Origin of the sequence: Kluyvera genomosp. 2 (assembly GCF_036759865.1) — a bacterium.
GTDB lineage: Bacteria > Pseudomonadota > Gammaproteobacteria > Enterobacterales > Enterobacteriaceae > Kluyvera > Kluyvera ascorbata_B.
Map to the genome: position 1 here is coordinate 118,060 of NZ_JAPKIA010000015.1, position 13,989 is coordinate 132,048.

10 protein-coding genes are annotated in these 13,989 nt (G+C 57.4%); 7 read left to right on the plus strand and 3 right to left on the minus strand.

The window, feature by feature from the left end; all coding sequences use genetic code 11:
- The first annotated feature begins 25 nt into the window (after positions 1 to 25).
- A complete protein-coding gene (locus tag V6942_RS16940; RefSeq protein WP_333501526.1) occupies positions 26 to 421 on the plus strand; it encodes a VOC family protein in 396 nt (131 codons plus the stop codon).
- A gap of 48 nt (positions 422 to 469) precedes the next feature.
- Here the strand turns inward: V6942_RS16940 and V6942_RS16945 are convergent, their stop codons facing one another.
- Positions 470 to 1,501, minus strand: a complete 1,032-nt coding sequence (locus tag V6942_RS16945; RefSeq protein WP_106924284.1) for a methionine synthase — start codon at positions 1,499 to 1,501, stop codon at positions 470 to 472.
- Between the two features lie 27 nt (positions 1,502 to 1,528).
- A complete protein-coding gene (locus V6942_RS16950; protein ID WP_106924285.1) occupies positions 1,529 to 2,500 on the minus strand; it encodes a DUF1852 domain-containing protein in 972 nt (323 codons plus the stop codon).
- A 229-nt stretch (positions 2,501 to 2,729) separates the two neighbouring features.
- Here V6942_RS16950 and V6942_RS16955 point away from each other — a divergent pair, with 229 nt between their 5' ends.
- From V6942_RS16955 to V6942_RS16970, 4 genes are all read left to right on the plus strand, one after another.
- Positions 2,730 to 3,839, plus strand: a complete 1,110-nt coding sequence (locus V6942_RS16955) for an AI-2E family transporter (RefSeq protein ID WP_333501527.1) — start codon at positions 2,730 to 2,732, stop codon at positions 3,837 to 3,839.
- A gap of 115 nt (positions 3,840 to 3,954) precedes the next feature.
- Positions 3,955 to 5,739, plus strand: a complete 1,785-nt coding sequence (locus V6942_RS16960) for a diguanylate cyclase (RefSeq protein ID WP_333501528.1) — start codon at positions 3,955 to 3,957, stop codon at positions 5,737 to 5,739.
- Positions 5,740 to 6,017: 278 nt separating this feature from the next.
- On the plus strand, positions 6,018 to 7,304 hold the full coding sequence (locus V6942_RS16965) for an autotransporter strand-loop-strand O-heptosyltransferase (protein ID WP_333501529.1): 1,287 nt from the start codon (positions 6,018 to 6,020) through the stop codon (positions 7,302 to 7,304).
- Positions 7,305 to 7,324: 20 nt separating this feature from the next.
- Entirely contained in the window at positions 7,325 to 11,857 is a 4,533-nt protein-coding gene (locus V6942_RS16970) for an AIDA repeat-containing protein (RefSeq protein ID WP_333501530.1), read from the plus strand.
- Between the two features lie 42 nt (positions 11,858 to 11,899).
- Here V6942_RS16970 and V6942_RS16975 read toward each other — a convergent pair whose 3' ends face one another.
- Positions 11,900 to 12,379 (minus strand): MarR family winged helix-turn-helix transcriptional regulator, encoded by a 480-nt coding sequence (locus tag V6942_RS16975; protein ID WP_106924289.1) that lies wholly within the window; start codon positions 12,377 to 12,379, stop codon positions 11,900 to 11,902.
- Between the two features lie 140 nt (positions 12,380 to 12,519).
- On the opposite strand from V6942_RS16975, the gene V6942_RS16980 reads away from it, so the two are divergent.
- Positions 12,520 to 12,951 (plus strand): organic hydroperoxide resistance protein, encoded by a 432-nt coding sequence (locus V6942_RS16980; RefSeq protein ID WP_106924290.1) that lies wholly within the window; start codon positions 12,520 to 12,522, stop codon positions 12,949 to 12,951.
- A gap of 102 nt (positions 12,952 to 13,053) precedes the next feature.
- Entirely contained in the window at positions 13,054 to 13,782 is a 729-nt protein-coding gene (locus tag V6942_RS16985; RefSeq protein WP_333501531.1) for a MerR family transcriptional regulator, read from the plus strand.
- Positions 13,783 to 13,989 lie beyond the last annotated feature (207 nt).

The window sequence follows — 13,989 nt, forward strand, 5'->3', positions numbered from 1 at the left end:
CGTATGAATCTGAACGGAGCAGCGAATGAGAACGCAAAAAAGGTGCCTGGGGCACATCGCCATTGTGGTTGACGACTACGACCGCGCGATTGAGTACTACACGGACAAACTGGGGTTCACGCTGATTGAAGATACGCCGCAGCCGGGAAAACGCTGGGTGGTGGTATCACCCAACGCGGAAAGCGACTGTAACCTTTTGCTGGCGCGCGCGTCTAACGAACGGCAGCAGGGTTTTATCGGTAACCAATGCGGCGGGAGAGTATTTCTGTTTCTGCAGACCGATGATTTCTGGCGCGATTACCATGCGATGAAGGCCAAAGGCGTGCATTTTTGCGAAGCGCCGCGGGAGGAGGAGTATGGTACGGTGGTGGTGTTTGAAGATCTGTATGGCAACCGCTGGGATCTGTATCAGAACGTGTAGCCTGCGTAACTGACAGGCGATCCTGGCGATCGCCTGTGTCTTGTGACGTTATTTCGCCGTCAGTTCCCGGCGAATGATCTCCGCCCCCGCGCTGAGCGCATTCAGCTTGCCCTGGGCCACGTGGCGCGGCAGCGGTGCCATGCCGCAGTTGGTTGATGGGTAGAGTTTATCGGCATCAACAAACTGCAGGGCTTTGCGTAGGGTATCGGCGACTTCCTCCGGCGTCTCGACGGCGTGGTTGGCGACATCAATTGCGCCGACCATCACCTTCTTGCCGCGAATCAGCGCCAGCAGATCCATCGGTACGCGGGAGTTATGGCACTCCAGCGAGATGATATCGATATTCGATGCCTGCAGCTTCGGAAACGCTTCTTCGTATTGACGCCACTCGCTGCCCAGCGTCTTTTTCCAGTCGGTGTTGGCTTTAATGCCGTAGCCGTAGCAGATGTGCACGGCCGTTTCGCATTTCAGCCCTTCAATCGCCCGCTCTAAGGCTGCGATGCCCCAGTCGTTGACCTCATCGAAGAAAACGTTAAACGCCGGCTCGTCAAACTGGATAATATCGACGCCGGCGGCTTCCAGCTCGCGGGCTTCCTGGTTGAGGATTTTGGCAAATTCCCACGCCAGCTTTTCGCGGCTTTTGTAGTGGGCGTCGTAAAGGGTATCGATCATGGTCATCGGCCCCGGCAGCGCCCATTTTATCGGCTGCTTGGTGAGCTGACGTAAATAGCGCGCGTCATCCACGAACACCGGTTTTTTACGCTCGACGGCGCCAACCACCGTGGGCACGCTGGCGTCATAGCGATTACGAATTTTCACCACTTCGCGTTTTTCAAAATCCACGCCGCTGAGGTGCTCAATAAACGTGGTAACAAAGTGCTGACGGGTTTGCTCGCCGTCGCTGACAATATCAATGCCCGCGCGCAGCTGGTCGTCCAGCGATAAACGCAGCGCATCCTGTTTGCCGAGAATCAGCTCTTCGTTCTGTAATTTCCACGGCGACCACAGCGTTTCCGGCTGCGCAAGCCAGGACGGTTTCGGTAAGCTGCCAGCCGTTGAAGTCGGGAGCAATGTTTTCATAAGTAGATAACCTTTATTTTGATTAAATTAACGTGCGTAGTTAGCAGACCATTGCTCAAGAATTTTCTTGTACGGTTTAATGAAATGCTCTTCGGTAAACTTGCCCTGTTCAATCGCCAGACGGCTGCGCTCTTCCCGGTCGTAAACAATTTTGGTTAACGAATGATCCTCGTGGCTCAGGTTCGGCTGATAGTGCAGGCCTGCCGCCGAGTTGGCGTTATAAATCTCCGGGCGATAAATCTTCTGGAAGGTTTCCATGGTGGCGATGGTGCCAATCAGCTCAAGATCGCTGTAATCGCCCAGCAAATCGCCGGTAAAGAAGAAGGCCAGCGGGGCGGCGCTGTTTTTGGGCATAAAGTAGCGCACCTGCAGGCCCATCTTGCTGAAGTACGTTTCGGTTAATGACGTTCCGTGCTGCTGGTATTCGATGCCGAGCACCGGGTGCTGGTTGCCGGTACGCTGATAGGCGTTTTTGTTCGATACGCTCAGGCAGATTACCGGCGGCTTTTTAAACTGCGCGCGGTATTCTGCAGACTGCACGAAATGCTTGAAGATATTGCCGTGCAGATCGCCAAAATGTGCTGGCAGGCTAAACTGCTCGCGGTCTTTATTGTGGCCTAACAATAAGACGCTAAAGTCATAGTCGCGCACATAAGACGAGAAGTTGTTGCCGGCGAGGCCCGCAATGCGTTCGTTGGTCTTTTTATCAATAATATTGGTTTGCAGGATCTCGATTGCCGGGAAAGCGCTGCCCGCAATCTTCATTTCTACGGAAATGATATCCAGCTCGACGGCATAACGATCGCCTTGCGGATTATCCCAATGCGCTAACGTATTAAAGCGATTGTCGATCATGATTAGCGTATTGCGTAAATTCTGCTGACGGTTCTCACCCCGCGCCAGATTGGCAAAGTTGGTGGTAATGCGCGTGTTTTCTGACGGATTATAGTTTTCATCAAAACGGCTGCGCGTAATGGCAAAGGTGAAATCTGTATTCATAGCGACGTTGCATCCTGAGTTCTGACGTGAAAACTGAGCCTGTGAACCGTTTTCATGTTGTCAATAAGTTAACATGGTGTAATTTATGCCAGAGCCGTACGGGGAGAGAAAGCGAGTTAATTTCATTGAACATGAGCTATTTTCATGTTGCGTCGGTGATGCGCTAACCTGGTAAATCGGGGCAAACGCACCTATAGTCGACAAAGATTTCCCGCAACAGGACGCACCAATGCGATTTAACGGCTTGACCAAAGGCTTTTTCATTTTCATTCTGGCCCTCGTTACCTGGGCATTTTTCGATATCCTTTCACCTTATTTCTCCGCCATTTTGTGGGCGGCTATCCTTACCGTGGTGTTTAACCCGGTGAAAAATAAGCTGCGCAGCATGATGGGCGATCGCAATGGCCTGGCGTCGCTGGTGACCATTGTGATCATCTGCCTGATTGTCTTTATCCCGCTGATGGCCATTCTGTCGTCGCTGGCGCTGGAGCTGAACGTGGTGTACACCAAGCTTCAGCAAAACAACGCGCGGTTCCCGGAGACGATCGCCAGTATTTTCTCGCATCTGCCGCGCTGGGCGAGGGGCTTCCTGATCGAACACAACCTGGATAATGTGGCGCAGATCCAGAAAAAATTGTCCGAATTGGCCCTGCAGGGCGGGCAGTATCTTGCCGGCAGCGCGTTTCTGATTGGTAAGGGGACGTTCGGTTTCGCCATCAGCTTCGGCATCATGCTCTATCTGCTGTTCTTCCTGCTCAAAGATGGCCCGTATCTGGTTACCCGCATTCTGGATTCACTGCCGCTGACCGATTTCGCGAAGCAGCACCTGTTTGCCAAATTTGTTGGCGTGACGCGGGCCACGGTCAAGGGCACGGCGGTAGTCGCGGTAGTGCAGGGGACGCTCGGCGGTATCGCCTTTGCCATTGTTGATATCGACGGCAGCGTTCTGTGGGGCGCGCTGATGGCGTTTCTCTCGCTGGTGCCTGCCGTTGGGTCGGCCATTATCTGGGTGCCCGCGGCTATCTTCCTGTTCTCCACGGGACAGCTTTGGCAGGGGCTGTTTATCGTTGGCTTCTTCGTGATTATTGTCGGGCTGGTGGACAATATTCTTCGCCCGCTGCTGGTGGGCAAAGATACCAAAATGCCGGATTACCTGATTCTTATCACCACCATCGGCGGTATGGAAATCTACGGTATTAACGGTTTTGTGATTGGGCCGCTGATTGCCGCGCTGTTCCTCGCCTGCTGGAACCTGTTTTCCGGGCGCGACCACGCGGGCAACGTTGAAGGTCTGGACGAAGAGTTTATTGCGGAAGGCAAAAATCCCCCGGAAGCATAATGGGATGACGATAACAAAAGCGGCTATGGCCGCTTTTTTATTGCCACGTGAAAATGGGCGTTTCCTATAATTTCAATGATGCTAATTCATTATTCGTCGCAGAAGGAACCCTCCGGTGAGAATTGCCACAATAACAAACTGGGCTTACGGCGTGACGATGTGCCTGACAATCGCCTCCGGCATTGTCATGCTGATGGCCTCTAACGCGGATAATCACGAACGCCAGGCGGTGGCGCAGCGCCAGGTGTTTGACCAACTGACCGACGAAGTGGACAACGATGCCTGGGCGCAGTCCGACCTTGCGCGGCTGTATGTGGTCAGCAAAGACCCGGACCTGCTGAAGGAATATCGCCAGAGGGAAACGCGGCTGAAAAACGTTGAACAGCGGCTGTCTAAACTCAAGGATGCTGGTGCGACGGAGGAGGAGCTGGCCCTGCTGCACGAAGGCGTGCTGATTGTGGATGCGCTCCAGGACGAGCAGCAGACGGCGCTCAACAGCATGGCGCAGGGCGACACCTCACATGCGATGGCGCTGCTGTACAGCAAGATTTATGAACAGGAGCTGGATCGCGCGCAGGAGCGTATCGACCATTTTCGCCAGCTGCTCGACAATCGCGCGCGCAACGCTATTGATGATGCGACCCAGGCTTCCCGCACGCTGCGTACGCTGTCTGAGGTGATGGTCGGGCTGACGGCGCTGCTGTTCCTGTTTGTGCTGGGCTTTATTCTGAAGCGCCGGGTGCTCCGGCCCGTCGAGCGTCTGAGCGATGTCATCCACCGGCTGGCGTCGCAGGATTACGCCGTCGAACCGCCCAACTTTAATCAGATTGATGAAATTGGCGATATGGCGCAGGCCATCCGCATTTTTCGCGAGAACGGGCTGATACGCCAGCGGCTTGAGAAGGAGCGCGACGCCAGCTGGGCGATACGCGAACTGCTGGCGCGTATGACCCAACGGCTCCAGGGCTGCGAGAATTTTGACGATGTGGTTAAGGTGGCGGAGCTGTTCGCGCCAAACATCGCGCCGGGCGTGCCCGGGCGGCTGTTCATCCTTGACCGGGAGCCCTGGCAAATACGCTGCGTGGCGGAATGGCTTTCTCCGCAGGGGGCGCCAACGCCTTTCCATCCGGATGAATGCTGGGCCGTGCGGCGCGGGCAGAGCCATCCGCCGGTGCACGGTGAACCGGATATTGGTTGTTACCATCTGCCGGGATCCTGTCTTAACCATACGCTATGCGTGCCGCTGATTGCGCAGGGTGAGGCGATTGGCCTGCTGTCTTTCCAGAATGTCAGCGAGGAAACCGTCCCGTGGCGCGCCTATCTGGAGCTGATGGCGGAGGCGCTCGGCCTGGCGTTCGCCAACCAGCGGTTGCGCGACGCGCTGCTGGAAAAAGCGCTCTATGACCCGCTCACCGGGCTGCGTAACCGCCACCATCTCGACGACACGCTGGGGACGCTGTTGGGCCACGCGATGCGCAGCCAGGAGCCGCTAAGCTGCCTGATGATTGATATCGACCACTTTAAGCTCATCAACGACCGCTTTGGCCACGAAGCGGGCGATGCCGTGATTAAAAGCGTTGCGGCGATTATTCAGCGCGTGGTGCGCGACAGTGGGACAGCCTTCCGCTATGGAGGCGAAGAGTTTCTGGTACTGCTCAGCAACATGGATGAAGAAGACGCAAGCCGGGTGGCGACCGATATTTATAACGGCGTACGCGAAATGGCGCTGCGCTTCGCTGGTACCGATATCGGCCATGTGGATGTCTCGATTGGCGTTGCCAGCTATCCCGAACATGTGCAGAGCGACAATTTGCTGCGTGCCGCCGACGTTGCGCTGTATCGCGCAAAAGAGCTGGGCCGGGCGCGGATTGTGAGTTTTGGCATGCTGGAAGCAGGGTGAGGGCGGGCATCCTGCTGATATCGTTATTGGTCCTCACCCTGCCGAAGCTATCCTGCGTTCACCCACGATAAAACGGCCCGTATCAGGCGCGGCTGATATTTCTTTCTTGCCCTCTAATGAATTCCTTTTCCCTTCCGATAACCCGGATAGCTGAAATGGAATAAGGCCCGCCTTATCTTTTTCGCCGTCCGAATGAGCTCATGAAAAGAGAAGCGACGCCACGTCGACGATTGCCCTGCGCTCTTCACTCTTTGAGACATTCACAATGGGAAAATGCTATGCCCGAATCAATACCTGTCACTGATGTTACGGCCTCATTTTCCGCGCCCGCTGAAGCGGCCTCTTATCCGTTTGTTCTTCCGCCTGAAAGGCCAGCTATTGCCGGGCCGTGCGGCATTTTTTACGACTTCAACGACGGCGCGCGCTTACTGTTGCCCGAAGGGCGATGGCGGGTTGTGCTGCTCGATGACGATTCCGGCAACATTCTGTTTCGCTGCGAAACCGGCGCGGGCTGGGTCACTTCGGCAAAGAAATACTTTGTTCGTTTTCGCCTTCAGGTCTGGCGCGCGGAAGATAACGCGTTGCTGCTGGATGAAGCGCTTAATCTCGAAGGTCGCGACGTGCTGATCTCCTTTCCCACCGGCACGCTGGGCGACCTGCTGGGCTGGTTCCACTACGCGGAGCGCTTCCGCCTGCTGCATGGCTGCCGACTTGAGTGTTCTATGGCGCCTAACATCATTGCGCTGCTGGAAGCCCAGTATCCGGATATTCACTTTTCGCCGCCGGATGCCGTCCGGCAGAGGGCGCCTTATGCGACCTACCGCGTGGGGCTGTTTTTTGGCGGTAATGATACGCATCAGCCCATCGATTTTCGTCAGGTCGGCTTTCACCGCATCGCGGGGTACATCCTTGGGGTTGACCCCACGGAAGCACCGCCTCGTCTTAATCTCAGCGCGCCGCGCACCATTGAGCAGCCCTACGTTTGCATCGCCGTGCAGTCGACCTGCCAGGCCAAGTTCTGGAACAACGGCCACGGCTGGACGGAGGTGGTGGCCCACCTGAAATCGCTTGGCTATCGGGTGCTGTGTATTGACCGTGAGCCCACCACCGGGCACGGCTTCGTCTGGAACCACATCCCCTACGGCGCAGAAGACTTCACCGGGGCCCTGCCGCTGCAGGCGCGGGTTGATCTGCTTCGTCACGCCAGCTTCTTTATCGGCCTGGCCAGCGGGCTGTCGTGGCTTGCCTGGGCGGCAAAAATACCGGTGGTGCTGATTAGCGGCTTCAGCCTGCCGAACGCCGAGTTTTACACCCCCTGGCGCGTGTTCAGCAGCCACGGCTGCAACGGCTGCTGGGACAGCCTGCATGAGACCTTTGATCATAAAGACTTTTTCTGGTGCCCGCGTCATAAAGGCACGGAACGTCAGTACGAGTGCACCCGTCTGATCACCGGAAAACAGGTCAGCGGCGTGGCTGACCGGCTCCACGCGCAGCTGCGCGGTGAGTCAATAGCGCCACACAGCAGAAGTGACATCCGGAGCAGCACCTGCACCGGAAAACAATAAAAAAAACGAAGAGGCAGGGTATGAACAGAGCGTACAGGATCGTCTGGAGTGCAGCACGCCAGGCGTGGATAGTGACATCAGAGAAGGCGGGAAGCGGCGGGCGTCCGCCGCTGGCGGTGAAAAACGTCGCCGGGGCGCTGATACTATTGGGCTTAGCGGGCACCGCCGCAGCGGAGACGTACAGTGGTTCAGAGGTGACCTATTACACCCCTCTGACGCTCAACGTCGGGGATACGGCGACCAGCGCCTCCGTGTCAAGCGGGGGAACGCTTAATGTTAACAGCGGCGGCCTGGCGAGCAGTAGCCACGTCGGCGGCGAGTTATTTTACGGTTATTATCCGCCGGTGATTAACGTCAATAACGGCGGCGCGGCCGTGAACACCGTCGTGAATTCTGGCGGCCATCTGAACGTCAACAATGGCGGCACGGCAACCAGCACCACGTTGAACTCCGGCGGTTTTCTTAACGTAGCCGCTGGCGGGAATGCGTCCGGTATCAGCCAGGTTTCGGGCGGCGCCCTGCAGACTTATGCCAATGCGACCCTCAGCGGCACCAATGCGCTCGGTGGATTTACCGTCAGCAATGGGGTAGCCAGTCATTTGCTGTTGGAAAATGGCGGGATTCTGTATGTGGCGAACGCACAATCAGCCGTTAACACCACATTGCGGTCAGGCGGGGCGCTGCGGGTCGATGATGGCGGGACGGCAACACAGGTTGTGCAGTCCGCCGGCGGCGCGCTGCAGACTTATACCGGTGCAACGGTAAGCGGCACAAACACCCTGGGCGGATTTACCGTCAGCGGGGGGACGGCAAGCAACGTCCTGCTGGAAAACGGTGGTTTCCTGTATGTGGAAAATACCCACTCGGCGGTCAGTACCACACTCCGGGCTGGCGGCACGCTGACCGTGACTAATGGCGGCACGGCAAGCAGCGTGAGCCAGTCTTCAGGCGGCGCGCTGCAGGTCTATACCGGGGCGACCGTCAGTGGAACCCATGCGCTCGGTGCTTTTTCGGTCAGTAACGGGCTGGCTGAAAATCTGCTGCTTGAAAACGGCGGCTTCGTACAGGTTATGTCCGGGAATCAGGCATCCGACACGATCGTTAACTGGGGCGGTTCCGCTTATGTTAACAGCGGTGGATCCGCCGTCAGCACTACCGTCAATTCCGGTGGCGCACTCAGAGTTTATAATGGCGGCTTTGCAGACAGTATTTCGCAGCTGTCAGGCGGTGCGCTGCAAATTAATACCGGCGCCACCGTGAGCGGGACTAACGTGCTGGGCGCGTTTTCTGTTAGCAGCGGCCATGCTCACAACGTGCTGCTGGAAAATGGCGGCGCGATGTTTGTCGAAACCGGCCACAGCGCCTCCGATACCGTCATCAGACAAGGCGGCGCGCAGTACGTCAGCAACGGCGGTTCGGCGATGGGCACCGCCATTGAAGCGGGCGGTATGCTGGTGGTCTATGACAATGGTTCCGCGTCGACGGTCGCGCAATCCTCCGGTGGCGCGCTGCAAACCTATACGGGCGCAACCGTAAGCGGAACGAACGCCCTCGGGGGATTCTCCGTCAGCGGCGGGCATGCAAGCAATGTGCTGCTGGAAAATGGCGGCCGGTTGTTTGTGGAAGCCGGTGGGGATGCCACGGGTAGCGTACTTGGCTATGGCGGTATACAAGACGTCCTTAACGGCGGGTCTGCGGTCAGCACCACGGTTCAGGCCGGCGGCTATGAACAGGTGTATTCGGGGGGCTCAACCAGCGCCACGCTCGTTTCGGGCGGCACGCAGTACATCATGGGCGGCGGCATCGCTTCCGGGACCACCGTTAACGGCTATGGAACCCTGAACAACTACGGTTCGGCGATCTCGTCGGTGATTAACAGCGGTACGTTATATGTCCAGAATGGGGGGCGCACAACATCTTCAGTCGTGAAGGCTGGCGGATCGGAATACGTCAATTATGGCGGCGTCACGTCATCGACCACGGTCAGCGCGGGGGCTTCACAGTATGTTGCCGTGGGCGGGTCTGCGTCATCGACTACGTTGTCCGGAGGCATTCAGACCGTCTATGGCAATGCCACTTCAACGGTCGTGACCTCGGGCGGTGGGCAGTACATTTACAGCGGCGGAACCGCCTCTGACACCACGGTTAACCTCGGTGTAGTGAACGTTGCCAGCGGCGGTACGGCACTGCGTACTGCCGTCAATTCCGGCGGCGCCATGTACGTCCTTTCTGGCAGCACCGTGACCTCCACCGTGGTTTCCGGCGGGGTGCAATATATTAACAATGGCGCGGTGGCCACGGCGACAAGCGTGAGTGACAACGGATGGGCGGTGGTCAGCAGCGGCGGGGCACTCAATAGCGCGAGCGTGAATTCGGGCGGTACGCTCAGCGTCTTTTCCGGCGGCGTAGCAACCGGGCCGACGGTCAACGCTGGCGGCGTGATTGCTGTTGCTGATGGTGGCAACGCTTCGGGCGTGTTCCAGGCCGCAGGCGCGGCTTTACAGGCCAGTACCCGTGCTGCGATCGCCGGTACCAATGCGCTCGGTGCATTTTCTGTCAGCGGCGGTCAGGCGAATAATGTGCTGCTGGAGAACGGCGGCGCGCTGACCGTAAAATCAGGCGATATCTCTCACGGCACGGTAGTGAATGCCGGCGGTAGCGAAAACGTCTACGGCGTCGCGCAGGGTACCATCGTGAATGCGAACGGGGCATTATCCGTATTCAGCGGCGGCACGGCGTTGCAGGCGACAATCAACAGCGGTGGTTCGCTGTCGGTCAGCCGTGGCGGGGTGGCATCGGATACCACCGTGGCGGCGGGGGGGCTGCTGAATATCGCCGAAGGCGCTATCCTGACGCTGGCCAATAACAGCTTTGTGAACGAAGGCATCACCACCTACGACACCAGCACCAGCGCCTCATTGAACACCAACCTCACCGGCAGCGGTCAGTTGACCAAAAACGGCACCGGTACGCTGACGCTGGGCGGCTCGCTGAGCCAGTCGCAGGTCAACCTCAATGCCGGTTCGCTGGTGATGGACGGGCTGTTGGCCACTACGGATATTATTGCTCTGGCCGGTACCTCACTCTCGCTGATTAACAGCGCCACCCTGACGGGGATTATTGACCCGACGGACGTGACGATTGACAGCAGCAGTACCTGGAACATCACCGGCGACTCGCTGGTGGACAACCTGACCAACGCCGGTAACATTGTGTTTGTGCCGTCCCAGGGCACCTTCACGCCGCACACGCTTACCGCAACCAACCTTATTGGTAACGGCGGCACCATCACGCTCAATACCGTGGCGGGCGACAGCAGTTCACCGATAGATAAAGTGGTGATCGACGGCGGCAGTGCCACCGGCAGCACCGGTTTGCGCGTGCTTAACCGCGGCGGGCTGGGCGCACAGACCACCGGCAACGGCATTGCCGTCGTTCAGGCCATCAACGGTGCCACCACTGGCGCGGGGGCATTCAGCCTTAAACAGCCGCTGGTGGCGGGCGCTTACGCTTACAGTCTGTATCGAAATGGCGACCAGAGCTGGTACCTGACTTCGCAGCAGGTTCAGCCGGGGCAAGCCTCCGCGTCAACGGGGCCGGTAAACTACCGCGCGGCGATGTGGAGCTACGCGGCGATGCCGGTGCTGTCAATGGACTATGACCGCCTGGTGGCGGGCTCGTCAGATACCCGCTTCCGCTATGCGCCGGACAGTCGCATTTGGGGACGCGTGGCGGCCGGTAAGCTGAGCCACCCTGACAGCGGTAGCCTCACGGGCGCAAGCGTGCCGGAAAGCAGCGGCACCTACAGTTTCCTCCAGTTAGGCGGCGATCTGTGGCAACTTGACGGCGCGAACGCCGACTGGCGCGCGGGTGTTTACGGTGCCACCGGTCTGCTGCGCAGTGACGTATGGCGCGATATCGGTAGCGCCCATGCGGGTACGGATCGGGATACGGTGTACACGGGCGGTGCGTACCTCTCGGGCCGTAGCCATGACGGTCTGCACGTGGAAGGCGTATTGCAGGCCAGCCGTCATAGCCTGAGCGCGTCCTCTAATGACAACACTCGTCTCTCTACTCACGGTACGGGCTGGCTGGCCTCTGCGGAAATAGGGCAGTCGTTCTCCGTCAGCCCGGCTCTGGCGCTGGAACCGCAGCTCCAGTATACGGTGCAGGGGGTCAACCTGAACGACGGTCAGGACGAGGTCGCCGCGCTTAGCTGGCGCGACAGCCGTCAGCAGTCGGTGCGGGCGGGTCTGAAGGTGGGCACACAGCAGGACGCGAAGGCAAAACTGGCATGGTGGGTGACACCATCGGTGACGCAGTCGTTTGGCGGGCACAGCGGATTCACGGCGTCGGCGCCAGGCGTGTCAGCGTCTGACGCATCGTTCCGCAGTAACCTGTCTGGCACCAGCGTAGGGCTGAACGGTGGCGTGAATGCGCGCATTCGTCAGAACGTGACGCTGGGCGTGCAGGGCGGTTGGTCTGAATCACTGCACGGTAGCGAAGCGGGTGGCTACTACGGTCTGGTGAATCTGGGCGTGTCGTTCCGTTAATTAAGGAGCAAGACGTCGGGCGAACGGTCCCGACGTCATGCTTTAATGATTATCGCTGTTCCCCGCCTGCAGCAAATTATCGCGCACCTTAACGATCGCTTTTTGCAGCACCTGAACTTCTTCCAGCGTCAGCCCCAGTGAATAAAAAACATCCATGCAGCGGCGGCTGGCTTTATGCAGCGCCCGGCCTTCCTCGGTCAGCAAAATATGCACCTTGCGTTCGTCTTCTTTTGAGCGCTGACGAATCACGATGCCCTTTTTTTCGAGATTTTTTAGCAGCGGCGTGAGGGTGCTGGACGCTAAAAAGAGCTTCTCACCGAGCTGATTCACCGTCTGACCGTCTTCTTCCGCCAGTGCCAGCAGCGTAATCCACTGCGAGTAGGTTAACCCCAGTTCGGCCAGATAAGGCTGATAAGCCTTACCGAAGGCGAGATTGGTCGTGTAGGTAGCAAAACAGAGAAAATCCTCCAGTTTTGGAAAATCGCCGTGCTCAAACGGGTGGACCGCGTTGTTGTCGTTCATAAGTGACCCCTGAAAATTCCCTGAAATTATATCGCATGCGATTTTTTTTGCCAGATGGATTGACACGGAACCGTTTCACGATATCCTTATCATCAGATTAAATCGCATTCGATATAACTCATTGGAAAAGGGCTACTGCTATGAAAATCTTTTATAAAACCCGTGCAACTTCAGTCGGCGGTCGTGATGGTCATGTGGCGCTGGACGACGGCTCCTTCGCGCTGGATTTGGTAAGCTTCACCAATGAGAGTGGAAAAGAGGGCGCTAACCCTGAGCAGCTGTTTGCGATGGGCTATGCGGCCTGCTTCGATAACGCACTGATCCACATTGCCCAGCAACAGAAGCTGACCGGCGTCGCGACCCGAACGTCCTGTGCCGTGGGGATTGGGCAAAATGCGCAGGGCGGCTTTGCCCTGGATATTGATTTGGACGTGGAAGTCCGCGGCCTGGACAAAAATGCGGCCATTGAGCTGGTGAAGAAGGGCCACGAGGTTTGTCCTTATTCCAATGCGACGCGCGGTAATATTGCTGTTCGCCTCCATGTCAGCGTCGTGGAGACGTTTGATATTTGATGTACCGCGGATATCCCTATGAATGACAATAGGGGTATCTGTTTTTTCGCCCGGCACGATTCGTAGTATATTGAGAGTATCGTTGGCGATCGGGTGTTCGGTATGTCTTACTCCATTGGTGAATTTGCGCGGCTTTGCGGGATTAACGCGACAACGCTTCGCGCCTGGCAGCGTCGTTACGGCCTTCTCAAGCCTGAACGCACCGACGGCGGGCATCGTCTGTACAGCGACGACGACATCCAGCAGGCGCTGAAAATTCTCGACTGGGTCAAAAAGGGCGTCCCCGTCAGCCAGGTCAAACCGCTGCTGGCGCGCCCCGGCGCGCGGCGGACCAATAACTGGCTTACCCTACAGGAAAGTATGCTGCAGCGCCTGAAAGACGGCAAAATTGAGTCGCTACGTCAGCAGATTTACGACGCTGGCCGCGAGTATCCTCGCCCGGAACTGGTGACTGAAGTATTGCGCCCGCTGCGCAGCAAGGTCTCGGCTAACGTACCGACGATGATGACGCTGCGTGAAATTCTTGATGGGATCATCCTCTCTTACACCTCGTTTTGCCTGGAAGGGGATAAACGCGCGCCGGGCGATAACTACCTGATTGCCGGCTGGCACCTCACCGACTCCTGCGAGATCTGGCTTGAGGCGCTGCGCCGCACCGGCCAGGGGCATCGTATCGATGTTCTTCCCCAGCCTCCGACTACGCTGGCACCGGAAATCTTCCCGGAACGCAAATGGCTGCTGGTTACCAGCGGCAAGCTCACCGCTGCCCGCCAGAAACAAATAGACCTCTGGCAGCAGCAGGTTAATTCTCTCGAGGTTATCTCGCTCTAACGCCCTTGCTGCACGCTTCCTTTGAAAACCACCCTCGCGGTGGTTTTTTTTCATATTCACGCCAAATTAATGCATCGGCGTGGTTTTTGTAATTGATTGATTACATTTGGTTATTAAAAATATTTAATTCAAAACTTGGACAAATAAAAGTATTTGTGTAAGTTTTAAGTATGCGACAACGCGACGTGCTGACGACTCGGGGTAGAA